The organism is Tautonia marina (assembly GCF_009177065.1).
GTDB classification, from domain to species: Bacteria; Planctomycetota; Planctomycetia; order Isosphaerales; family Isosphaeraceae; genus Tautonia; species Tautonia marina.
The window spans coordinates 1-22,457 of sequence record NZ_WEZF01000002.1 but is presented as its reverse complement, the minus strand read 5'-3'; the positions used below and the strand labels follow the sequence as shown (position 1 = coordinate 22,457).

14 protein-coding genes and 1 pseudogene are annotated in these 22,457 nt (G+C 65.1%); 4 read left to right on the top strand and 11 right to left on the bottom strand.

The window, feature by feature from the left end; all coding sequences use genetic code 11:
• Positions 1-108 precede the first annotated feature (108 nt).
• A complete protein-coding gene (locus GA615_RS02665) occupies positions 109-1,806 on the top strand; it encodes a ThuA domain-containing protein (protein ID WP_235905021.1) in 1,698 nt (565 codons plus the stop codon).
• A gap of 112 nt (positions 1,807-1,918) precedes the next feature.
• On the opposite strand, the gene GA615_RS02660 is transcribed toward GA615_RS02665, so the two are convergent.
• The 3 genes from GA615_RS02660 to GA615_RS02650 form a co-directional block, all read right to left on the bottom strand.
• Positions 1,919-4,264, bottom strand: coding sequence for a PQQ-dependent sugar dehydrogenase (locus GA615_RS02660; RefSeq protein ID WP_152049728.1), 2,346 nt, complete (start codon positions 4,262-4,264; stop codon positions 1,919-1,921).
• A gap of 185 nt (positions 4,265-4,449) precedes the next feature.
• Positions 4,450-4,821 carry a hypothetical protein gene (locus tag GA615_RS02655; RefSeq protein WP_152049727.1) on the bottom strand — a complete coding sequence of 124 codons (372 nt, stop codon included), beginning with the start codon at positions 4,819-4,821 and terminating at the stop codon, positions 4,450-4,452.
• Between the two features lie 410 nt (positions 4,822-5,231).
• On the bottom strand, positions 5,232-7,097 hold the full coding sequence (locus tag GA615_RS02650; protein ID WP_235905020.1) for an alkaline phosphatase family protein: 1,866 nt from the start codon (positions 7,095-7,097) through the stop codon (positions 5,232-5,234).
• Between the two features lie 610 nt (positions 7,098-7,707).
• Here GA615_RS02650 and GA615_RS02645 point away from each other — a divergent pair.
• A complete protein-coding gene (locus GA615_RS02645) occupies positions 7,708-9,618 on the top strand; it encodes a sulfatase (protein ID WP_161602128.1) in 1,911 nt (636 codons plus the stop codon).
• Positions 9,619-9,860: 242 nt separating this feature from the next.
• Here the strand turns inward: GA615_RS02645 and GA615_RS02640 are convergent, their stop codons facing one another.
• The 6 genes from GA615_RS02640 to GA615_RS02615 all read right to left on the bottom strand — a co-directional run bounded on the left by GA615_RS02640 (position 9,861) and on the right by GA615_RS02615 (position 17,153).
• Positions 9,861-11,402: a permease gene (locus tag GA615_RS02640; protein ID WP_152049725.1), complete on the bottom strand. Its 1,542-nt coding sequence runs from the start codon at positions 11,400-11,402 to the stop codon at positions 9,861-9,863.
• A 39-nt stretch (positions 11,403-11,441) separates the two neighbouring features.
• Positions 11,442-12,005 carry a hypothetical protein gene (locus GA615_RS02635; protein WP_152049724.1) on the bottom strand — a complete coding sequence of 188 codons (564 nt, stop codon included), beginning with the start codon at positions 12,003-12,005 and terminating at the stop codon, positions 11,442-11,444.
• 20 nt (positions 12,006-12,025) lie between these two features.
• Entirely contained in the window at positions 12,026-12,997 is a 972-nt protein-coding gene (locus GA615_RS02630; RefSeq protein WP_152049723.1) for an AAA family ATPase, read from the bottom strand.
• The gene (locus GA615_RS02625; protein WP_152049722.1) at positions 12,994-15,315 is read right to left on the bottom strand and encodes a transglutaminase-like domain-containing protein; all 2,322 of its coding nucleotides are present in this window, start codon (positions 15,313-15,315) and stop codon (positions 12,994-12,996) included. Before GA615_RS02625 ends, GA615_RS02630 begins: the two co-directional genes overlap by 4 nt.
• Positions 15,305-16,594, bottom strand: coding sequence for a DUF58 domain-containing protein (locus tag GA615_RS02620; protein ID WP_161602127.1), 1,290 nt, complete (start codon positions 16,592-16,594; stop codon positions 15,305-15,307). Before GA615_RS02620 ends, GA615_RS02625 begins: the two co-directional genes overlap by 11 nt.
• A gap of 211 nt (positions 16,595-16,805) precedes the next feature.
• Positions 16,806-17,153: a DUF2946 family protein gene (locus tag GA615_RS02615; RefSeq protein WP_152049720.1), complete on the bottom strand. Its 348-nt coding sequence runs from the start codon at positions 17,151-17,153 to the stop codon at positions 16,806-16,808.
• Between the two features lie 244 nt (positions 17,154-17,397).
• On the opposite strand from GA615_RS02615, the gene GA615_RS02610 reads away from it, so the two are divergent.
• Complete coding sequence (locus tag GA615_RS02610) at positions 17,398-17,619, top strand: hypothetical protein (protein WP_152049719.1); 222 nt, start codon at positions 17,398-17,400, stop codon at positions 17,617-17,619.
• A gap of 125 nt (positions 17,620-17,744) precedes the next feature.
• On the opposite strand, the pseudogene GA615_RS02600 reads toward GA615_RS02610, so the two are convergent.
• A pseudogene (locus GA615_RS02600) lies at positions 17,745-18,605 on the bottom strand (IS3 family transposase); the annotation flags it as partial.
• Positions 18,606-18,868: 263 nt separating this feature from the next.
• A complete protein-coding gene (locus GA615_RS02595; RefSeq protein WP_161602125.1) occupies positions 18,869-21,061 on the bottom strand; it encodes a sulfatase-like hydrolase/transferase in 2,193 nt (730 codons plus the stop codon).
• A gap of 536 nt (positions 21,062-21,597) precedes the next feature.
• Here GA615_RS02595 and GA615_RS02590 point away from each other — a divergent pair.
• Positions 21,598-22,128: a hypothetical protein gene (locus tag GA615_RS02590; RefSeq protein ID WP_152049716.1), complete on the top strand. Its 531-nt coding sequence runs from the start codon at positions 21,598-21,600 to the stop codon at positions 22,126-22,128.
• Positions 22,129-22,457: the final 329 nt, after the last annotated feature.

Here is a 22,457-nt window from a genome sequence, read left to right as displayed (position 1 = left end):
CCTGCGCTTCAGACGGACGTCGGCCGCCTGCACTCTGCGCGCTCGGTGTCCGCGAGACGGCGACCGAGCACTCGCCCTCAAGACACCCCCAGCTGGAGAAGTCCGCCCATGCGAGGCATTTCGGAAACCGAGGTCGGGATGGCGAGAGCGATTGCCCTGACCACACTGCTAGTGACGCTCACCCTTGCCGTTCCGGTCCATTCAGACGCTCGGGGAGACCAAGAAACGGGACCGATGGACCTCACCCTCCGCTCCCGCGAGGAACTGCCAGGGGCCGAGGGTGTCTATCGGGCAGTCGAGCGTGAAGAAACCTGGCAGCCCGAGGCCACGGCCGTCATTGTCTGCGACATGTGGGACCTCCACCATTGCCTGAACGCCACCCGCCGAGGCGCCGAACTGGCCCCCCGGATGGATCAGGTCCTCCGTGATGCCCGCCGACGAGGAGCGACCATCATCCACGCCCCCAGCAGTTGCATGGCCGCCTACGAGGGGCACCCGTCCCGCGATCGGGCGATTCAGACACCACGATCCGGGACGCTCCCTCCCGACATCGGCCAGTGGTGCGACCAGATTCCCGCCGAGGAGGGGGGCCAGTACCCCATCGACCAGTCTGACGGCGGCGAGGATGACGACCCCGCCGAGCATGCGGCCTGGGCCGAGAAGCTCTCCTCAATGGGTCGGAACCCCCGCTCCCCCTGGAAATCGCAAACCGATCGGCTTCACATTGACCCCGAACGCGACTACATCAGCGACGACGGGGAGGAGATCTGGAGCATCCTGGAGGATCGTTCGATCGACAACGTCATCCTTCTGGGCGTTCATACCAATATGTGCGTACTCGGCCGCCCGTTCGGCCTCCGCCAGATGGCGAAGAATGGCAAGAATGTCGTCCTGATGCGCGACATGACCGACACCATGTACAACCCGGCCCGGCCCCCCTTCGTGAGCCACTACACGGGGACGGATCGGATCGTCGAACACATCGAGAAATTTGTTTGCCCCACCATCACCAGCGATCAGCTCATTGGAGGCAAGCCCTTCCGCTTCCAGGACGACCGCCGACCGCATGTCGTCTTCCTCATCGCTGAAGATGAGTACGAAACGGAACAAACCCTACCTCCTTTTGCAGAAGAATCCCTCGGCCGCGATTACCGGGTCAGCTTCGTCTTCGGCTCCGACGACGACCAGCACGCCCTGGACAGTCTCGGTGTCCTGGAGGATGCCGATCTCATGTTCGTCAGCATGCGAAGACGTCCCCTCCGAGCCGATCAACTGGCGAGGATCCGCGACCACGTGGCTCGTGGGAAGCCGGTCATCGGCATCCGAACGGCCAGTCACGGCTTTAGCCTGCGAGGGAATTCCGAGTTGCCCGAAGGGGTCGCGTCCTGGCCCGAGTTCGATGCCCAGGTCCTCGGCGGCAGCTACACCAACCACCATCCCAACGGAATCGAGTCGGCCATCTCGGTCGCGGATTCCTGTAAGGGGCACCCGATTCTGGAGGGGGTTGACGCCTCGACCCTGATTGGGAAGGGCTCCCTCTACAAGGTCCGACCGCTCGCCTCGTCCACGACACCTCTCCTCATCGGCGCAATTCCTGACCAGGAGCCCGAGCCTGTGGCCTGGACCCACCTAGGCCCGACCGGTTCCCGCGTCTTCTACACCTCGCTCGGTCATCGGGGAGACTTCGAGCAACCCTCCTTCCGCCGGTTACTTCGCAATGCGATCGACTGGTCCCTCGAACCGCTCTCCTTTCCCCAGTCACCCCCTCAACCGGCTCAAAGTTCCGAAGTGGCCGCGGAACGATAATCCGTGTGAGGAAGGGAATCCCACCCGGAGGTTCTGCTCCGTTGATTCGTTCCCCCGCTCTCCAGCCAGTGGAGAGCGGGGGACGTGTCCTGACCTGCCAAACACTGCCAACCTATTCACCCGAGGAAGGCAGCGATCGAATCCACTCCGCGATCAGATCCACCGCCTCTCGATCAATTTCGGTCGACATCAACGGTGGCATCTGACCCGTTAATCGCCGATTCACGCGCTGATACAGGATCGATCGCTCGGGCTCTCCAGGGACGACAAGCCGAGCGTCAGGGATCTCGAACTGGGTGTGCTGGGGAACCTCGTTGATCAGATGCATCCGATCGATTGGAGTCCTCAGCCCGAGTTCCATGAGTGAGTTCCCGCCTCCCTCCTTCACGTGGCAGGTCGAGCAGTTGACGTGGAGGTACGATCGAACTCGGGCCTCGATCGGGGCTGAGTCGTCGTAAGGGTTTACCAGTCGGGGACGATCGTGCTCCCTGGTTGGGAGGTCACCTTCGAATACTCCGAGATGTTCAAGTGTCCGAAGCTGGTTGTCAACCACGTCTCCGTAGTCGCGATCCCGATCAAGCTGAAGCGGAGAGAATCCCAGCACGAACCCGGCCGCTCGGGAATGGCAAACCATGCATTCCGACCGCGCCGGAAAGCGCCAAACTTGCTCCTTCGTCGCTCCTGGATCGCTGTGATCCGGCACCTCAAGCAAGGCGACGTCACCCGAGGAGCCGACCAGTTCGGCATCCGTCTGCTCGTCGTTCCAACGATAGGAGTAACCAGTCCACTCCCCGAGTTGTCGATTCAGCAAGCGCGTCTCGATCCGTTTTCGAACGACCTCGCCGTCCTCATCGACAACATCAAGGCTCAACGTCTGCACGAGCACCGATCCGTTGGGCAATGTCCAGGAGCCCCCTGCATTGAGCTGGGGCTTCTGCACAATGCGATCCAGCCCTGGCAGGGCGGCGAAGCGTTCCATGGTTGCCCCGTCGGCCCACTGGGGAGCGGCCACGTCGAACGGCAAGGCCGCCGGGTGGGGCTCATGCTCAGACACCGACGCGAACACTCCGGCTTCACTCAAACGGGTCGGAAACGGATGCGGGGGCAGATCCGCCTCGGTCGTTGGTTCGAGGCGATAGAAGCCTGTAATCTGATCGATCACATAGATCTCTCCGTCATGATCGGTGCCGAATCCCGTGATGTTGAACGGCGTATCAACCAGTTCTTCGTTCCAGGTCACGCGGTTCCCGTCGTGCTTGATGCCCCAAACCTTCCCGGTTGACCAGTCTCCATAAAGGTAAGCACCTTCAAGCTCGGGCAGTCGCGTGCCTCGATAAACCTGGCCTCCCGTCAGCGATCGCGCCTCGCTGTGGTGGTGATCGGCGGCGGGAGGGGAAATGGGGTCGGGGCCTTGCTCCCGCTGAGCATGGAAGATTTGCATGCCCTCGGTGATGCTCCAGCCGTAATTGGCCCCCTTCTCGATCAGGTAAACCTGTTCCCAGAGGTCCTGACCGTTGTTGCCCGCCCAGAGCTGACCGGATTGCCGGTCATACGTCAGCCGCCAGGGATTCCGAAGGCCGTAGGCCCAAAGCTCGGGCCGGGCGTTCGGTCGGTCGAGGAACGGGTTATCGGCAGGAATGGAGTAATGCCGACCGGGGTCGGGGTGATCGACGTCGATCCGCAAGATCGCTCCCAGCAAGTCATCGATGCGCTGGCCGGTCAAATACGCATCCGAATCACTCGATCCATCCCCCGAGGAGATGAACAGCATCCCATCATTGCCGAATGCAAGATCCCCCCCGTTGTGTCCATTCGAGGCCCATTCAATGATCAGCGTTTTTGAGGCCGGGTCGATCTGGTGCGTCCTTCGATCCACCGTGTAACGGACCACCTGCGTTGTCTTCTCTCGGCTTCGCTCCGGCCCATTCAGGCCAATAAACACGTATCCATTGCGCTCATAGTCGGGGTGGAAGGCCAGACCAACCGCCAGGCCATCGAGGTCAAGCAGCGGTTCCGCCTCGCTTGCATTCTGGTCATCCTGAATCGCCACCAGGCGACCCGGCCCCGACCGAGGGGTCAGGTGCAACAGGATGAACAGCCGGTTGGTGCCCGGCTCGGGAGTCAGGCTAAGCGGATACGGGTCGTAAAGTTTCGGGAAGGCTCGCACGGTCTTGTACGGTCGCGGGGGCTCTGGCGACCCCACCACGCGCGAGTCATTCCAGGGAAGACGTTTCTCCAGGCCGAACGGAGCCTCCGCGTCGGGACGCTCGTCGCCGCGCGCCGCCGTCGCTGGAAGCATCAAGACGAACAGCGCAATGACACACCTCTGCTGCATGGTCGGGACCTCTGAGAAGAATGGAAACCGTGGCAATTTCGGCAGTTCCGCAATGCAGCGTTCGATCGAGTGGTCAGCCTCGGCTCGGTCGTCCCGAAGCGCAGCCTGACCGTGTCGCGTCATTGTGAAACCTCTCCGCTCGCCCTCTCAGGAATCCCGTTCATGAATCGTGGGATGACTGATGAGAATCATGGGCGATCCGCGGAATGCTCAGACCTGGCGGTCGATCCGTTCGATCGACGTCGATCAAGTTGACCGCCGCGTCCCCCCGAGATCAAGACCGTTCTTGTCTCGAATGGTGATCGGACTCACCCCAGATAACCGAGTCCTCGGAGCCGTTCCAGAACGGCCTGCTCATCTTCATCGCATCGCGGAGACATCAGGTCCAGTTCGAGAGGAGTGCCCGGCAGGGATACCGGAATCGGCTTCCCCGCCAACTTCAGGAGCGTCGGCGCAAGGTCAATCAGCCGAGCCCCCTCGATCCGCCCCGCCGGCAGTCCCCGGGACGAGGACATGACAAAGGCTCTGGTCGAGAACTTGCCCTCCGTATCCACGGCATCGTCCCCGAGCGGCCGGCCCAGAACCACGAGCAGGATCGTGACCTCGCCGTTGCTCCCGAGCAGGTAATCGAGGGTCCGACCGAGTTCGATGTCGAAGTTCACCAACCAAGGGTCACTCACCTGGTCCTCAGCGGCATTCGTCGCGAGACCTGAGAATCCAAGGCAGAGCCCTGCATGACTCCAGGGCTCGCTTCCCATTCTCCGCCGGAGTTCCTCGAAGTGGGAACGGACCCTCGAACCCGAATGGGATTCATCGCGAGGCCGATCAACCCGAGTGGTTCGCTCTTCAATCCAGAGCCCGTCATCGTCTCCGTTCTGGAGGGGCTCACCATCAGCTCCCACCAGGGACGGTGTCGGGCTTCGTTCTTGCTTCGGTGAGAACACCGACCAGAACGTCGAGAGCCCTTCATGTCGTTCCGCCAGCAACCGTCCAGAAATTCCTTCTCCAACGAGCATTTGCACATGAATAAGACGAGGGTCATTCAGGATCTGGTCGGCATTGATTCCTTCGACTCCGATGACAACACGTCTCATCGCAGCAAGGCACTCCCTTCCAATTCCGGGTCCACAGGCAACCCGAGAGCGTCGAGCACCGTCGGCGCGAGATCCAACAGCGACGCTTGATCCGATCGAAACGGCCGATTCATCATCACGACCCCGGGGACGAGCACCGGATCAACAATGTGATCTCCTGCCCAGAGCCTCGTATTGTCCTCAAAGACCGTCTCTCCGACGTGCCCCATCGCCGACCCCCAGGAGGCCCGGTACCCCTTTCCGAACCGAACAAGAAGGTCCGGCGCCTCCTCAACAAAAGGGCCCGAGTAGACCTGCTCCCGAGCGCTCACCGACCGAATCGCGACGTCCCCGGTCGCCGGATCGACCAAGCCTCCCAATGTGTCCGCGATGGCTACCTTGAGCGGTTCGGCCTCCTCGGGAGCGACCACACCGGCACCCTCCCGCCCTCGAAGATTGAGAAAGATGCCCCCCAGCCCGATTGCGTACGCCTTCGTCTTCGACCAGTCGATCTGCCCTAGCGGTGGCCCGTTCGGGTCACCCGAACGCTCGCCGTGCAAGACAGCCAGTAATCCCTGGTCGAGAAGCCAGGTATTGAGATTCACCCCGCGACGGAACGAACCGAAACCATGATCGCTCAGCGCGACAATGAGTGTCCGATCGTCCGCCCCCCTCAGCGCCCGGCCCACCTGGGCGTCACTGCGTCGATACGCCTCGGCAATGGCGTTCTGGTGATCGGAAACGAGGGGCCGTCCGCGGTTCGCCGGATGTCCCGGATCTCTGTAGCGCCAGAACAGGTGTTGAATGCGATCAGGAATCCCAAACAGGCAGTAGAGCACGCCGGATTGAAACCTGGAGAGTTCATGCTCGAACATCGCCTCGCGTTCCCGCCACAGGTCGTCGCACTGATCGAGAAACGCCGATTCACTGATCCGTCCGTTGCTCAGTGTCGTATGGTCTTCGGCCAGGCCGGTGGTGTGATACAGGCCGATCGCCCGGCTGAGTTCGTCGGCAAATCCCTCAGGGTGGCTGATGGGGAAGGGGGGAGCTTGAGGATCAAACTGGATGGGCGAGGCATAAAGCTCAACTCGGTCTGGTCCCTGTTCCACCAGGAAAAACCGCACCAGACCGGAGGTCGATTGCAACAGTCCCATACGGAAGGAGACTCTCAGCCAATCGCTCCATCGCCCCTGCCTCAAGACGAGGATTTGGGGTTCACCCGAGGATCGCAGTGTCATGGTCCCCGAGTCAGACCCCGGTTCCAGGACGATCGGAACCCGGATTTCCTCCCGAGTCCGAGGGTGTATCGGTCCGAGAATCACCGTCTCGATCAGCTCCGGCCCCGCTCCGTCAAGCCGGACGACCCGCTCTGACTCGCCGGCCGTGACACCCTCCTCGGTCGAATAGAACGTGCCGGTGCCGAAACCGCCTCGCAGGTCGGGCACTCCCATCCCCGAGAGCATCCGCCCCTCAACTTGATCCGGCGGGTACGTACAGGGACACCGAAGCACTGACGACGGAATTCCCTGTTCGGAAAGTCGCTGCCAAAACGGGATCCCGCGCCGGAGGTTCACCACCCGAGGGGGTTGAAAGACTCCGGACTGCTCGTATCGGTTCAAGGCGAGCTGGACCCGATACGACTGCGGGTCCCGCCCGACGAAGTCGAAAATGCCGTGCGCTCCAGGGTTTGTTCCCGTGGCGAAGCTCGACCAGGCAACCGGCGTCTGCGCCGGGAGTGTCGTCCCAATCCGGCCATAGCCGCCCAGGTCTCGCAGCGCGGCGAAGTTCGGCAATTCACCGGCCGCAAGCATTTCTTCAAGGATCGTCGGTTCGAGTCCGTCGAGCCCAACAATGATTACCCGCTCGATCCCGAGCTTTCCCACTCCCTCGGACCTCCAGGAGATCGACAAATCGCAACTCAACACGCACCGGTCAACAGGAGGCCGGCCGTCTGAGTTGACCGAGACGTGTCTGATTCGTCGCCGAGCGGATCAACCCGATCCCGGGGGTCTCCGGAAGATCCGTCCAACGCCTCGTAACACGTTGCGCCCGAACATCATGACCACTCCCACCGCTCCAGCCACCACGGACGTCAAGGGGAGCATCGTTTCGGGCCCAATATAGGCAATGCACGGTTCGAACATGGACACCTCAACCGATCGAAAGTTACCGATGAGCGACAACGAACGGAATCGCCCCGGAATCGGGGCGATCTCCTTCGAATTCAGGGAAGCTTTCCCGTAAGAGAGAATAATGCGTTCACGCAGTGAGTCGTACGCATCCTCACGGCACGATGAACCGTGAGATGGATACGGCCCAATGCCGTCTCCTTGACGCTCTCTGAACTCTGTAGGCGTCAATGCTTGATCGAATGGCTCACCTTTTTCGAGAGGTGTCGATTCGAATCGAGCAGGCGTCGGGTTCGACCCGCGACTCGATCCGAGGAACATGATGCGCCGAACGATGCACAGAACTCTAGGTAAGCGCTCAACGATGCAGGATGGTTCCCCGACAGCGCAGGTTGTTGGCCCGGGGCCGATCGGACTCCTGATCCTCGCGGCCTGGCTGGGCCTTCTGGCGGGCGCTGGGGAACTTGCCGCCTTCCTGTTCGTCAGGGCAAGGTCCGGCGAGGTCTGGCCCTACCTTGGAAAGATCCGTGCCTATCCCTGGACAATCCCGACGGTCAATGCCGCCCTCTTGCTGGTCATTGCGGTGCCGATCGCAGTGCTCACCGTCCGCTCTCCTCGCCTCGGGAATCGAATCGGACCCCACCTCCTGGTGGCCTTTGCCTTCTTGCCGACGCTGCTTGTTCTGGGACCGGGCCTCTACCTTGGGGCCTTGCTGATCCTTGCGCTGGGGGGAGCCTCGATTGTGGTCCCGATCGCCCGACGTCATCCTCAAACCATCGCGCGAATGGTCCGGTCAACCGTTCCGGTGTTGCTTCTCGGCCTTGTTGGACTCGCGTTCTGGAGACATGCGTCCCCTCAGCCTGTGACCGAGCCTTCCGATCGGGTTCGGGCCCCGAGTGTCCTGCTCATCGTCCTGGACACCGTTCGGGCCGATCATCTGAGCCTCCCCGGCTCCGGAGCCGCTCGGCAAACTTCGCCGGAACTCGAAACGCTCGCTGCTCGCGGAGTCACCTTCACCGGCGCCCGAGCCACCGCCCCCTGGACCCTGCCTTCCCATGCCAGCCTTATGACGGGCCGATGGTCCTTCGACGTCTGCCTCGGACGCTTCGGCGCGATGTCCGACGACGGCCCGACCCTGGCGGGGAGCCTGGCCTCGATTGGTTACGATACCGTCGGGATCGTCGCAAACACCTACTACACCACCTACGCGACGGGCCTCTCACGGGGGTTTGCTCATTACGAAGATCTTCCCATGAACCTCGCCACGATTCTCGCGAGCACCGAGGTCGGTGGACGCCTGATCGACCTGATCGGACGTTTGTCAACGTCCCTGAGACCGAACGAACCTCCCCCGCTGGTCCGGTTCGATCGGATCGACGCCGGCTCCATCAATCGCCGCTTCCTCCACTGGCTCGACCACGATCGAGCCGAAGATCGACCGTTCTTCGCCTTCCTCAATTACTTCGATGCCCACGACCCGTACCTCGTTCCTCCCGGGACCGATCACCGGTTCGGTGAGGCTCCGACCAACCCGGCCGATCGCGCCTTCCTGAAAGACTGGTGGCTCCGGTCCAACAAGTCCGAGATCACTCCCGAACAGGAGGCTCTGCTGATCGACGGCTACGATTCCTGTATCGCCTCGCTTGACCAACACCTCGGCAGGCTTTTCCGAGAGCTCGACCGCCGCGCACTCCTCGACGAGCTGATCGTCGTCGTCACCTCCGACCACGGCGAGGCGTTCGGCGAGCACGACCTCTTTGGTCACGGGGTCAGCCTCTACGAGGACCAATTGCACGTCCCGTTGCTCATGGTCGCCCCCGGCCTTGCGCCAAAAGGCCAGGTAATTGACCGGGTCGTAAGTCTTCGAGACGTCCCTGCCACCCTTCTCGACCTCGTTGGCCACCCCGACGCTCCCCTCCCTGGGATCTCGCTGGCCTCCCTCTGGGAGCCGGCGGAGGACCGAACGCCAGGAGAGGGATCATTCCTCAACGCCGAAGTTCCGTCCCCAGCGGTTGCGTCCGTTCCAGGCCCGGACATGTTCCTCCCGAACGAGGGGAAATCCCCCGTGTTCGGGGGGCCGATGATCTCGATCATGGATGACCGACACCTGAAATACATTCGGACCGAACGGTCCCCCGTCGCCGTCGAAGAACTCTACGCGGTGGGCAGCGACCCGAACGAAACCTTCAATCTCGTTTCGCCCTCCAGCATGCCGCTTCTGGACCAGCTTCGGTCGACCCTGATGGATCGTGTTCAATCCGATCGCTCAGAATGACTTCAGAGTTCGATTTGCCCCCCGGCTCCTCCAGTCTCCCACCAGACGGGTGATCACGCGATCGCCAGACTTCTCAGCGCTCTCGAACTCAAGCCGGATGATCAACCGTGGTCGCAAGCCTGGGCAGCGAATACTCAACCAACGAAAAAGGGGCTGCGTCTCTCGACGCAACCCATACTCTACTGAGTGCCGCAGACAGGAGTTGAACCTGCACCCAAGATGAAGCGGACTAGGGTCCAAATTCACTCGACGAAGCACGCCCTCATCCGGCGGTGGGCGTCGGTAACGCCGACGAAGTAGCGGCGGACCTCCTCGGGGTCGTCCTCCTCGATCGCGTGCTTGAGCCGCTCGACCTTGTCGATCAGCACCCGGGCTTTCATCCGGCGGTAGGGGCTGAGCGCGCCCTCGCGGAGGTAGACGCTCACCTGGAGGCGGCGCACCCAGTCCTGGTAGAGCGGGATGAAGTAAGCGGCGTGCTCGGCGTCGCCACTGGTGGCGGCCGAAAGAACCTCAGCCTTGATGATGTTCAGGTCGTCGATGATCTGGTCAGCCGGCGGGTAGTAGGTGTAGCAGGCCAGTACGCTGAATGCGACCAGGCCGAGCAGCCCGACACCGCCGAGCACCGGGCCTGGGATCGTGATGTCGTACCGCGAGCGGGGACGTTCGGCCCCGGCCAACTCGGGGGTACGTTCGAGCCAGTCCTCGATCCGCCAATTGCGGTCGACCCGTCGCAGTGCCAGCCCAATCAGACTAACGCCGAACAGCACGCCGAGGGCTTTGATCTCGTGCGGCATGACCTCGTCGGCAAGCTCCCGGGAGACGGCCGCGAGGCTGCCGCTGCCGGGGTGGAACGGGCAGCAGTAGATGTCGAAGGCGTGAGTGTGACCAGCCGGATCGACCCCGCGCGGGGTGAGCGGGGCGTCCATCGCGTAGGCCAGCCCGACCACCACCACGAGCAGTCCGCCGAGCCAGGAGGCCGACCGCTTTGCCCCGTAAGAGCGGGCGACCCATGCGAGCAGGCCAAGGTTCGCCCCGGCGCCGAAGGTCAGCAGCACGAACGCGGCGGCCACGGAGTTGCCGTGCTGGAACATCGATCCAAGCTGGGCCATCGCGACCATCGGCGTCGCGTAGGCGGGCAGCGCAACGGCCGTCATCTCCAGGGCCGCGAAGGGGTTGTCCCGCTCCATTCGGGCCATTAGGCTCCCCGCCGGTAACGCGATGTTGAGTACGACGACCCCAAGGAGGCCGACGAGGATGTAGCCAGAGGTCGGGCCTGCCAACTCTCGGGCCGCCGAGACCAGCAGCGCGATCATCCGCTTCGGACCGTACGCAACCGGCGGCGGCGCCGGCTCGGCCAAGGCATTGTCCCGGAAGATGCGGTCGAAGGCGACCCCGACGGCCGTCACCACCAGCAGCGAGGCCAGGGCAAAGGTGAAGATAACCACAGGCTCCGAGAGCGAGAGGCCGTAAAGCACCGAGAGCGGGTTGAACAGCGGCGCCGTCAGCGCGAAGGCGAGGATCGTTCCGCCGGAGAGCCCATCGCGACGAAGCTCGCGGGCGACCGGGATGACCCCGAGCGAGCAGACCGGCAGCAGCATGCCGATCGCCCAGGCCCTCGGCAGAGCCCAGCGTGTGCCGGATCCGAAGAGCCGGCGGGTCCCCTCCGGTCCGACCAACCGCCGGAAGATGGCGGCGATCACCAGTCCCACCAGGATGGTCGGTGCCGACTCGGTCAGCGCCTCGACGAATCGCTGGACCCCGCCCCAAAAGATTGCGTCCATCATCCTCGATCCCTCCCGATGTTCCCGATGCCTCGGACGTGATCAGTCCCCTGCCTCTTCTCCGGCGACATCTCCCTCGGCTGTGATCCCGGCCATGCCCGTCCCCTCGTCGGTTGCCTCTGCCTCGATCACCTGCCGAGGCCTTGGAAACCATGCCGGATCGGCCTCGTCGCGGACGCGCCGGAGATCGTGCAAGTCGGGCTCGACCGAGGCGAGACGGTCGCCGCCCACAGCGATGCCGTCGTCAAGGTCGGAGAGGGCCGACTCGTAGGCAGCAAGCAGCCGGGCCGCGAGGGCGTCGACGCGGTTCCAGGGTTCCTCGGGCATGTCGCTGTCGGCGGCGACCTCGGGGAGCCACTTTGCCAGATCGCGCTGAATCGGAAGTAGCTTGTCGTGGGCCTCGTCGACCCGGCCAGCCGAGAGGGCCGCTCGGCTCGCTTCGTGGCCGGCGATCATGCGATCGACGGCGTCGGGGAAGTCGGCCGGCCGGTGAGACGGGTCGAGGTGGGCGGCGTGGTCGTGGTCGTGATCATGATCGTGGTCGTGGTCGTCTGCGCATCCGGCCAGGGCGGCGAGCAAAGCGAGGGATCGGGCAATTGGCTTCATCAGGTCGCTCGGGGTAGGGGTCAGGCGCGTCGGGCCTTGGGGTAGACGGGCACAGGGACCGAGTCGAGGACTTCGGAGACGACGCGGGCAGCGGCCTCGGGCTCGACGCCGAGCCGCACGTCGAGCACGGGTCGGGCGACGGCCTGCACATCGTCGGGCGTGACGAAGGGGCGGCCGTCGAGGAAGGCATGGGCCTGGGCCAGGCGCTGCCATGTCAAGAGGCCGCGCGGGCTGAGTCCCAGCGTCACCTGGCGGTGCCCCCGCGTTGCGTTGGCGAGGTCGACAAGGTACTCGGACACCATCGGCCCGACGGCGACCCCGGCCACATGCTCCTGCAAACTCCGAAGCCGGCCGTGCCCGATCGGCTCGATGGGCGTCGTCTCACGGTCTTCGCCGGCCCCGACGGCGGCGGCCAGCATCGCCAGTTCGTCGAGCCGGCCGGGGTAGCCGATCCGAAGCTTCATGGCGAAGCGATCAAGCTGGGCCTCGGGCAAGGGATACGTGCCATGCTGCTCCACGGGGTTCTGCGTGGCGATGACGAAGAAGGTCCCCGAGAGGACATGCCGGACCGAATCGACCGTCACCTGCCGCTCGGCCATCGCCTCTAGCAGGGCGCTCTGGGTGCGGGGGGTGGCCCGGTTGATCTCGTCGGCGAGCAGCACGTCGGCGAAGACGGGACCTGGGAGGAACTCGAACTCGCGGGTCTTCTGGTCGAAGACGCGGAAGCCGGTGATGTCGCCCGGCAGCAGGTCGGGCGTGCATTGAACGCGGGCGAACCGGCCGCCGAGCACGCGGGCCATCGCCTTGGCCAGCGTCGTCTTGCCCAGGCCGGGCAGGTCCTCGATCAGCAGGTGCCCCCGGGCAAGCAGGCAGGCCAGAACGTGCTCGATCACGTCAGCCTTGCCCCGCAATGCAGTGTTGAGAGCGGAGCGGATCGCCTCGACCGCCTCGCGGTCGGCCTCTACGAGTGTCGCCTCGGTGGCTTCGTTCATGATGCCAGTTCCCTTGTGAGATGGTCTGGGGACGCGATCGCCCGGAAGGTGCGGAGCGTCCAGCCCCGCACGACACGGCGGCAGAGGGCCCTGCAGTTGACATCGACCGGGAGCGGAACGGGGGCGTAAGCGCTCCACTGGGCGAGCCGGACGAGGGCCTGGAGGTCGACCCCCAGGTGGTCCGGCGCCGAGGCGACGATGCCGCCGCACCACTGCGACGGCGTCTCGCCGATCGTCCGGGCCCGGCCCGCCAGGGATGCACGACGCTCGACCAGCCGGAGGGTCGCGAGCACCGCCTGCGACGGCGCCCCGGCCTGCGTCGCCAGGCACCAGGCGAGCGTCCAGGCGCGGTCGAGCACCTCGCGGCGTCGCCAGACCAGCAGGCCGATCCCGATCGTCGCCATCGCCAGTCCCGCGACGTTCCTGGCCGCCCAACTCCCGGCCAAGGCGATGCCCGCCAGCACGCGATCGAGCGGCGACCGGACAGGCGGCATCAAATCGAAGCCCGGCGTCGGTTCGACCGCCACCCAGTCGCCGCCGGGGACCTGGACCTCGACCCAGAGATGGGCGTCGCCCGATGCCACAGCGACGTGCCGAGCGACCGGGTCGTACCTCCTCGGATCGACGTAGAGGCCGCCGACGACCCGGGTCGGGTAGCCGAGCGACCGCAGCATCAGGGCCGCCGCCGTGGCGAACAGGTAGTCGGGACCTCTTCGGGTGTTCACCAGGAAGTGGGCCATCACGTCGGGGCAGTCCTCGGGGGGCGTCGCAGCCCGATCGAACGTGCAGTGGCCACGCAGTTGGGAGACGACGGCCTCGACCTGCTGCCAGCCCCTCGGGACACCGGCGGACCACTCCGAGGCAAGCCGGAGCAGGGCCGGTGGGCCCTCGGGAGTTTGCCTGTACCGGAGGAACGCGTCGCCAGGTCGCTCCGGGAAAGTGAGTCGCCGCAGCGACTCCGGGAGAGGCGAGCGCGCCTCGGTGTCGATCACCGTCCCCGGCGGGATCGTCCGGCCTCTCATCCGAAGGACGCCCGGCTGGGCCCACTCGTAGAAGTCGACGCGGTTGACGCTGCCGACCCGGAAGCGCTCCAGGTGGGCCGGGCTCGGGATGCTCGCCGTCTCCAGCAGGCCGACCTTGACCCGATGCCTCACCTGTCCCGAGAGGTACGGGCGGGCCAGCATCTCGACCCGCAGCCAGGGGCTATCCGGCCCCTCCCCCTGGAGCCGAGCATCGCTCGGAGACGGCGGGCCCACAACCCACGATGCGCCATCGAAGGTGTCATAGGCGACGAGTCGCAGGTGGGCCGGCGCGCGGCCCCGGACGTAGAGGAGAGAGTCAGCGTCGGCCCCCGGTGGGTCGCGGGGGCCGGGCGGCTTGCGGTGCGTCGAGAACTCGCGGCCGGCGCGATGATCCTCGGACGGGTGCTCGCGACGCTCCTGAATCTCGGTCGGCCCGAGCGCGATGGCCTTCTCCTGCGTCTTCTTGATGGGTTCGCCGAAGGTCTCGCTAAAGGCGTCGTACAGGCTCGGCTGATCCGTCTCCAGATAGACCTCGCTCTGGGAGAAGCCGACGCTGTCGGCCGAGTCGCGGGCGTCGACCTCGTTTGGGCCGTCGCCGACGCCGGAGCGGGCCTCGGGGTCCGACCAGTCGGTGCCGCCCGAGGAGGGAAAGAGGCCGGCGAGCGCCGTGGCGGCGGTCGTCGGGCCGACGGTCGCGATGGCGAGCATCGCCGCCACGACCCCGAGCGCCACCGCTGCCCCAGCCAAAGGCGGACGGCCCTCCGACACCCTGCCTGTCGGTAGCCCCAGCCAGTACCCAGTCAGAAGCCAGCCGGCCCCGATGACCGCGAAGGCCCCGGCCATCACGGTCATCGCCTGGCTCTCGACCAGCGACGAGCCGACCAACACCCCGAACAACGCAACCACCGCCGCCAGCCGCCCCGCCATCGGCTTGCGAGACAGGGCGGCCAGCCCGAGCCCCAGGTTCCGCAGCCCCTCGAGCAGCATCGTCTCCAGCATCACCCCACCGCCGAGTACCGCGATTCGTGCCGGATGCCAGGCGAGCGGCAGGGCGGCCAGGACGAGCAGGGCGATCGTCTCCCGCCGTGTCGGCAATCGGCCCCGATCGCTCCGACCCCGGCCCAGCAGGGCAAAGGCCGCGAGCATCACGGCGACAAGCCCTCCGGCTCGAAGCAAGGCAAGGGCGGTCGAGTGTGTCATGCCGCAGACGGCCAGTTCCAGGCTCGCCACGCCGATCGCCGCCAGGGCGATGGTCAGGCCAACCGCCTGGCGGTCCCGTTGGTTCTCAGCGAACATCGCCGATCTCCTTTCGCTGGCGCCAGACCTGACGGGGGACGCGCGTCGGGTCGTCAATCACGATCCAGGGTTGGGTGGGCCAGGCCGGGTTGATCGGCGATCCGGCCGCTCCTCCCTCCTCGAATGCCGTCGTCGCAAGCACTGCGAACCGCTCAATGGTGGCTCCTGGACGATCTCTCCCCCCGAGACGTGCTCGGTCGGTGCAGACGACCACTCGCAAGCCCCGTCCGAACCGCAGGCAGGCCGGGCCGTCAAGCGCGTCGGCGAGCGGGCCGCACCCCTCCGAATCAAGCCGTGCAATAGCGTCGAGCATCGCCGCACGCCGAGCAGCGGTCGTCCCGCCCTTCGCCGTCAGCGAGCGGTCGCCGACGACGAGTTCGGCCTCGGCCCCCTGGCCGATCCAGTCGTCGAGCAGGCTGGCAGCCACCCGGATCGCCCATTCCAGCGAGCCGTCGGGCCCTCGGCCGACGTGGGTGATTGGGTCGAGGTCGAGCACGACCTGGACCCTCGGCACGGCTGCGGCCTGCCGCTCGCAGACGATCAACTCTCCGTGCCGAGCCGTCTGCGCCCAGTGGACCCGACGAAGCGGGTCCCCCCGGCGGTAGGGCCGGACGCCAAGCAGGTCGCCCGCGTCGCCGGGGCGGTCGCAGAAGGAAGTCCCCTCCGAGGCCTCGCCGCCGGCCTCCTCGGGAATCGGACCGACGGGGAAGGTCCTCGGCCAGATGAGCACGGGACGCTCAACGGCCAGCGATCGGGCTGACTCTCGCAGGCCGAATGGGAAGCCGGTCGTAAGCCGTGCGCCGCCGACCGGGTGCTCACCCCGACGATCGGGCATGAAGGTCCACTCGACGACCCCCCGCCGCCAGCCGCCGACGTGAGCCACGGCCAGCGGGCTCGGATCGTCGAACGTCCCGCTTCCGAAGCGGATTGCGAGCCCCCAGGCCCCCCACGGCGCCCGGTTTCGGAACTCCAGGCGGGCGGCGACCGGCTGCCCTTCCCGGCCTCGGGACTGCATGAAAGAGACGGCCCCCCGCAGCCCCCGGAGGCTGACCCAGGGCCAGACGACACCCAGGGCCATGACCGTCGCCAGGCCTCCTGCCAGCGCCAGGCCCCTCGGATGCAGTACCAGGCCGCAGAGGACCGCCGCGACCGTCGCCGTGCCGAGCACCGCGAGCGGATGCCGGACGATCGGGTCGAGCCGCCGGGCCCATCGGAGTTCACGCAACCACATGGAGCGGGTCCGCGCGGGCGCGGCCCCCCCTCGGGAAAGAGTCGTCATCGCTGTGTGTGCTCGCCATGCCACCGCACCGGCCGGATGGCCCGGCCGGGCAGCCCTTAGGGTCATTACCAGCGACAATCGTCGCCGGAGCCGGGTTGCAGGGCAGGTCCCCAGGCCGTCTGCCCCGGGAACCTGGCGGAGGGCAATTCTTCCTACGCGGTCATCGCGCAGGCAATCGCGCCTCCCAGGCGGGGAAGTCGGTCGGGGCAGGTCAGGCGAGCGAGATGGGAGGCGCCCGTGGATCGCTTGAGAGGCGATCGGGCGAACGAAGATCGATCGGAATGGTCGGGATGACCGCGCCGATGGCGACCGATTCCGAGGAGATCGGTTCTGGAAGGTCGAGCAGCTGCCCCTGGGCGACGACGTGGCAGATCAGGCAGTCCGAGTGGTCGGATGCCGGAGAGGCGGGGGCGGGGTGATCGCCCTCGGTCGAGCAACTCTTTGCAGCCCCATCATGCGAGCCATCGACCAGCGCGTGCAGACCACCCCCGCAGGCCGAGGTCAGCCCATAGGAGGCGAGCAGCAGTGCCGTGATGATTCGTTGGAATGCGACCGTCATGGGTTGCCCAAGAGTTCAGCCTTCAAGATGCCTAGAGAAGGCCGGAAACCGGGACTGACTTACTGGTGAAGCAAAGTTATCTTGCGCGAAACATCTTCCAGGGTCAACGGGGGCTTCACTTGATTTTTAGACCTGGCTTCTGTGCATCTGAACTCGACTGATGCAGATTTCGCGGGCCCGCCTCGGCGGTCGCATGGGGAGTCGAACCGGCTTCCCTCGTCCACCGACCGAGGACGGACTCGCCATGATCCTACCGCCCGAAGCCCAGCCGCTCCACGATGCGTTGGCCAACGCCTTCACCCGCCCGACCTTCCGATGGTTGCTGATCCTGGCCAGTTCGGCCATCCTGATCCTCGGGCGTCGCACCGTCGGCAACCTGTTGCGAACCGCCGCCCCGCTCGTTGCCGGCCCTCCGACGACCGATCAGCGCATCCTCCCCTCGGCCTCGTGGTCGGCGATTCAGTGAGCCTGTGGCCTCTGTCGGCTCGTCGTCCGGCTGGTCCCCGACGATCAGCCCATCCTGCTGGTCAGCGTCGACACGATGGACGTGGATTTCCCCACGAAGGGCAAGCGCGGGGTTCGCAGTGATCCGGCCCGCTCGATCTCGTTGGGGGACTGATACCCCAGGGAAGAATGTCTCCGGACTCGGTGATCAAACACTTCGATGGATTCGAAAAGACTCGCCTTTGTTTCCGCTCTCGTGGCGTCGTCCTCATGGTGGATCAGCTCCTTTTCCAACGAGGCGAAGACGCTCTCCATCGGGGCATTTTCCCAGCAATTCCTCCGGTGGCTCATGCTGCAGGTGATCTCGTGGTCGGCCAGGATGCGCCGGTAATGCTCGCTGGCGTACTGGCTGCCCTGATCCGAGGGGGCCACCAGGTCGGAGCCGGGGAGTCGTCGCGATCGCCATCTCCAGAGTATCGACGACCAGGCGAATGTCGATCAGTTTCGGCATCGACCAGCCGACGATCCGCCGCGTGTGTAGGTCCTCCACCGCCGCCAGAGACCACCAGCCCTCGCCGGTTGCGACGTACGTGATGTCGGCCGTCCAGCCCCGATTCGGGGCCTGCGGTTCGAACTGACGAGTCAACAGATTCTCAGCCACTTGGTGGTCGTGGTTCGAGTCGGTCGTGACGCAGAACTTTCGCAGCGTCTTGGCGGCGATTCCCTGCTCGCGCATGAGCCGCGCCACGGTATTGACGCAGCAGGGCTGCCCCCGGGTGATCAACTCGGCGTGGATCCGCGGGCTGCCGTCGCGGGCCTTGACCTCGCCATGGATGGCCTCGATCCCGATGCCGAAGGCCTCGCGTCGCTGCGCGCCGGCGCTTGGCGGTCGACGCCGCCTGTCGGAGAAGCCGACGGGGGGACACCCAGCAGCGTGCACATCAGCCGGATCGGCCAACGCTCGCGCCGGGCAAAGGCGATGGACAATGGCCCACTCCGCAGGTCACCGCCGGAACCGGGTCGACTCCTGATCTCGCGGACCCCAGACGTCGGATCAGTCGATCAGTGATCTCTGAGGGGTTGCGCCTGCCCCCAGGTCGAGGCCGATGATCCTATGATCAGTCTCAAATGCGATGGGCCCACTTTCGGGGACCAGTGCATCCGGACCATCGTCCCAATCCCGTTCGATCGTGACGGTACGAATACGCGCTCCGACGAAAATGGCCATGAACGGATGGCCGGCCTCGTGATCCGCGGAGACTTAGGACAGGTCATCGATCCTCGCCTGCGACCGCAGCGGGGCCAGGATAGGGCACCTTCTCTGCGGTGGCCTTGTTGATCGGCATTTGGGCTTCAACCGAGATCAGGTATTCGGCAAGTTCGCCAGCGAGGCGATCACGCACCTCGGGGTGCTGCGCAACCAAATTGTTCTGTTCCCCCAGGTCCTCGGCGAGGTTGAACAGTTCGTATTGTTGCGACTGGTGATCATAGATCAGCTTCCAATCTCCCAGGCGGATCGTGCTGGAAGGACCGATGCCAGGCCCCTCTGGCCCCCAGTGGTTCGGAAAGTGCCACACGAGTGGTCGAGCTTCGCGGGCCTGATCCTGATCGCCCTGCAGTAGCCCCACGAAACTGCGTCCGTCGACCACGCCGCCGATCTGCTCGACCGATGGGACACCCGCCATTTCCAGGAACGTAGGGAAGAAGTCCTCGATGATCACCGGCTGCCGGCAAACCGAACCGGCTTCCGTCACACCTGGCCACGAGACGATCATGGGCACCCGGATGCCACCTTCGTGGGCCGAGCCCTTGCCGCTGGACAACGGCGTGTTGTGGGTGTGAGGCGTTCCGCCCCGACCATGCGCACTCAGTCCGCCGTTGTCGGACATGAACAGCACAATCGTCTCGTTGGACAACCCGTGACGTTCGACGTTGGCGAGGACGTCGCCCAGCGACTTGTCCATCCCCTCGACCATCGCGGCGTACATGGATTCCGTGTGGTCGAGGCCTTCATCGCGATACTTCTGATAGAAGCGCGAATCGACGGCGAAGGGGACATGCACCGCGTAGTGCGACAGGTAGAGGAAGAATGGCTTGTCGGCTGCGACGGCTCGGTCTACCGCCTTGTTGGCTTCCTTGGTGAGAGCTTCCGTCAGGAAAATGTCCTTGCCGTGGTAACACTCCAAGCCGGGCACGTCCCAGACGCGATCGCCTTCGCGCCAGACGGCGCTGAAATTTTGCTGACCCAAGAAGCTGCCGGGACCACCCGCGGCATGGCCAGCGATGTTCACATCGAAGCCGAGGTTCCTTGGATCACTCCCTGGAGTGCCAATCGCTCCGAAGTGTGCCTTGCCGACGTGAATCGTGCGATAACCGGCTTCGCTCAGATACGCAGGCAAGGCTTTGGCATGGATCGTCCGCTCGATCCCCGGCTCCGGACTGAGCCCATTGACATTCCACATGGGAAAGTCGAGTTGCGGGTGCGCCCGATCGTTACTGGCGTTCTTCCGGAGGGTCCAGTTCGTCACCCGATGCCTGGCGGCGTTGAGGCCAGTCATCAAGCTGATTCGTGTCGGTGAACAGACGCTGCACGCATACGCCTGCGTAAACTTCATGCCGGTCCTGGCGAGTTGCTCCATGTGCGGCGTGCGGTAGCGCCGGTTGAACTCGGTGGCTTGTTCATGGAACGGCACCGAGGTGTCTTGCCAGCCCATGTCGTCCACCAGAAACAAGACGATATTGGGCCGCTTCGGTTGCGGACGAAGATGCTCCGCGACGGTTTGGGCGATTGCCAGATATCCACTGGCATTGGGATGCACGCCGTCGCCCGCGCTGAGCAGTTGGGGGCGATCTTGGAGAACCTCGTTCAGTTCGAGCAAGGAGACATTCTGGTCCTCGTGTCTCCTGGTCAGTGCTCGAATCCGCCGACACAACTCCTGCAAGCGCGTCTTTCGCTGCGTGAGATCCGCCAGCCGATCCTCGGAGAGCCCCGGCGTCGTCAGCACCATCGCGGTCGGCGTGCAGACGACGATCCGTGGCCTGGTCGGCAGATCCGCCAACGCGGCAATCAAGGAAGTGTAGTCTTCCTCAAACCGGTCGATCTGCTCCCAGTTCCTGCGGCTGCCTCCAACCGTGTCATTCGTGCCTAACGAAATGACCGCGATGTTCGGTTGGAACTCCTTGACTGCGTCGAGATCACGCCAGATGTTCGGCCGGCCGGTTCTGATCAGTGTGGCCCCACCGATCCCGAAGTTGCGCACCTCAAAGCCGCCTCCGAGGAGCTCCTGCAATCGAGCCGGATAAGACTCGCGTGTCGGATCCACCCGAGCCCCGGCAGTGATGCTGTCTCCCAGGCAGGCGACACGAATCGGTGTGGCATCCTCTGCGAAGGCAGACGCATCTGAGGGTAAGCTGAATACGCACGCGACGAAGAATGAGAGCATCGTTTTTTCAAGACCGATCATAATGAATGCTCGCTGACGTCTCAGCGTTCCCTTGCCCATCGCCTGTCCGAGGGGCAATACCAACTCTCGACGGGAAGGCCTCGGGGATACTTGTCGTCATCGGTCGCCTCGGCAGACGTGCTAACGGCGCCTCAGGTCGAATGCGGTGTCTCAGTCCGATGATGACCCGACATGCCTCGGTCGGGATTTTGCAAGCATACCGCCTGGGGCAACCGACGCAAGGATGCGGCCATGACCGCCCTTCGATCCCATCGGGCGAGGCCGCACCGCCCTTGCATGGAAGGACCTGTGAGTCGGCTCCGGCCTCAGCCTGCGCCACGTTCAAGGGCTGTGCGAGACCATGCGGAGGAGTCATGACGGAGCCATCGGCGACGTCCTCATCCTGCAGGCGAATGACTCCCGCGGCCCGATCCGGGGCAAGCCGCGCTCGAGCGACTGGAGCGACATGACCTACCAGGTGCGCAACTGGTACGACTTCACCTGGCTCTCCGGCGACTTCGACGTCGAGCAGCAGCACGTCCACCTGCTCGTGGGCAATGGGGCACTGCGACCCGGCGAGGACCGTCGACACCGGCGGCCGGAGCCCGCGCACCGGGCCGTATTCCGGGCACATCTACGACCCCTTGGCGATCACCTCCGGGGATGAGGACGGGGCGAAGCGCTTCGCCACCTGCCGGCAGCAGGCGGGCTGCGCCAACGACATCAGCACCCAGGCGGTCGGCATGAGGGGGCGGGCCGCCCTGAACAGCAGTCGCCGGGGGCTCGGCCCTCGGATCGAGGCCGGCGAGACCTGGCACCACGACGGCCCGCCGACGGACGTGCATCAGGCCAAGCATGACGCGCTGTTCGCCAGTATCCGGCGGGGCAAGCCGATCAACAACGGCGGGTCCATGGCCAGGAGCACGCGGCGGGCGATCATGGGTCGGATGGCGACGTCTACGGGCGAGGTGATCACTTGGGAGCAGGCCCTGAGTTGCGAGGAGAAGCGCTCGTCGCCGCGGTACGATTGGGGGCTCTCGCTGCCGGTCCCGCCGGTGGCGATCCCCGGCCTGGCAGAGTTCGCCTGAGGTCGGTCCCGCAGCGCGATCGCGGAGCGACGTGGCCTCTTGCCGGTTGCCCGCTCCCACGCGGTCATCTGTCGTTGAGTCGGAAAAGCATGCCATCTGACGTGTGATCTGCCCTGAGTGACGCAGGGACCGGGTCCTCCAGGGCCCAGGCGAAGCGCGCCCGGCGTGGCACGCTTGCCAACACCATGACCGTTCGCGAGAATCTGCCATGGCGCCGGCGAGGAACCAGCACGAATTGCCCCGACACTGGAGGGACATGCCGAAGGGACGTCAGACTTCGTGGGGCGGGAATGCGGCACCGCTCGGGAGCTCCGGCCGCTCGAGCGGTC

Excerpts from the sequence above, each read along its gene's own strand:
- GA615_RS02665 (WP_235905021.1), top strand. The coding sequence starts at position 109 with ATGCGAGGCATTTCGGAAACCGAGGTCGGGATGGCGAGAGCGATTGCC.
- GA615_RS02615 (WP_152049720.1), bottom strand. The coding sequence starts at position 17,153 with ATGACGGTCGCATTCCAACGAATCATCACGGCACTGCTGCTCGCCTCC.
- GA615_RS02595 (WP_161602125.1), bottom strand. The coding sequence starts at position 21,061 with ATGATCGGTCTTGAAAAAACGATGCTCTCATTCTTCGTCGCGTGCGTA.
- GA615_RS02625 (WP_152049722.1), bottom strand. The coding sequence starts at position 15,315 with ATGTTCGCTGAGAACCAACGGGACCGCCAGGCGGTTGGCCTGACCATC.
- GA615_RS02620 (WP_161602127.1), bottom strand. The coding sequence starts at position 16,594 with ATGACGACTCTTTCCCGAGGGGGGGCCGCGCCCGCGCGGACCCGCTCC.
- GA615_RS02635 (WP_152049724.1), bottom strand. The coding sequence starts at position 12,005 with ATGAAGCCAATTGCCCGATCCCTCGCTTTGCTCGCCGCCCTGGCCGGA.
- GA615_RS02645 (WP_161602128.1), top strand. The coding sequence starts at position 7,708 with ATGCAGGATGGTTCCCCGACAGCGCAGGTTGTTGGCCCGGGGCCGATC.
- GA615_RS02660 (WP_152049728.1), bottom strand. The coding sequence starts at position 4,264 with ATGACGCGACACGGTCAGGCTGCGCTTCGGGACGACCGAGCCGAGGCT.
- GA615_RS02590 (WP_152049716.1), top strand. The coding sequence starts at position 21,598 with ATGGGGCACTGCGACCCGGCGAGGACCGTCGACACCGGCGGCCGGAGC.
- GA615_RS02640 (WP_152049725.1), bottom strand. The coding sequence starts at position 11,402 with ATGATGGACGCAATCTTTTGGGGCGGGGTCCAGCGATTCGTCGAGGCG.
- GA615_RS02610 (WP_152049719.1), top strand. The coding sequence starts at position 17,398 with ATGATCCTACCGCCCGAAGCCCAGCCGCTCCACGATGCGTTGGCCAAC.
- GA615_RS02630 (WP_152049723.1), bottom strand. The coding sequence starts at position 12,997 with ATGAACGAAGCCACCGAGGCGACACTCGTAGAGGCCGACCGCGAGGCG.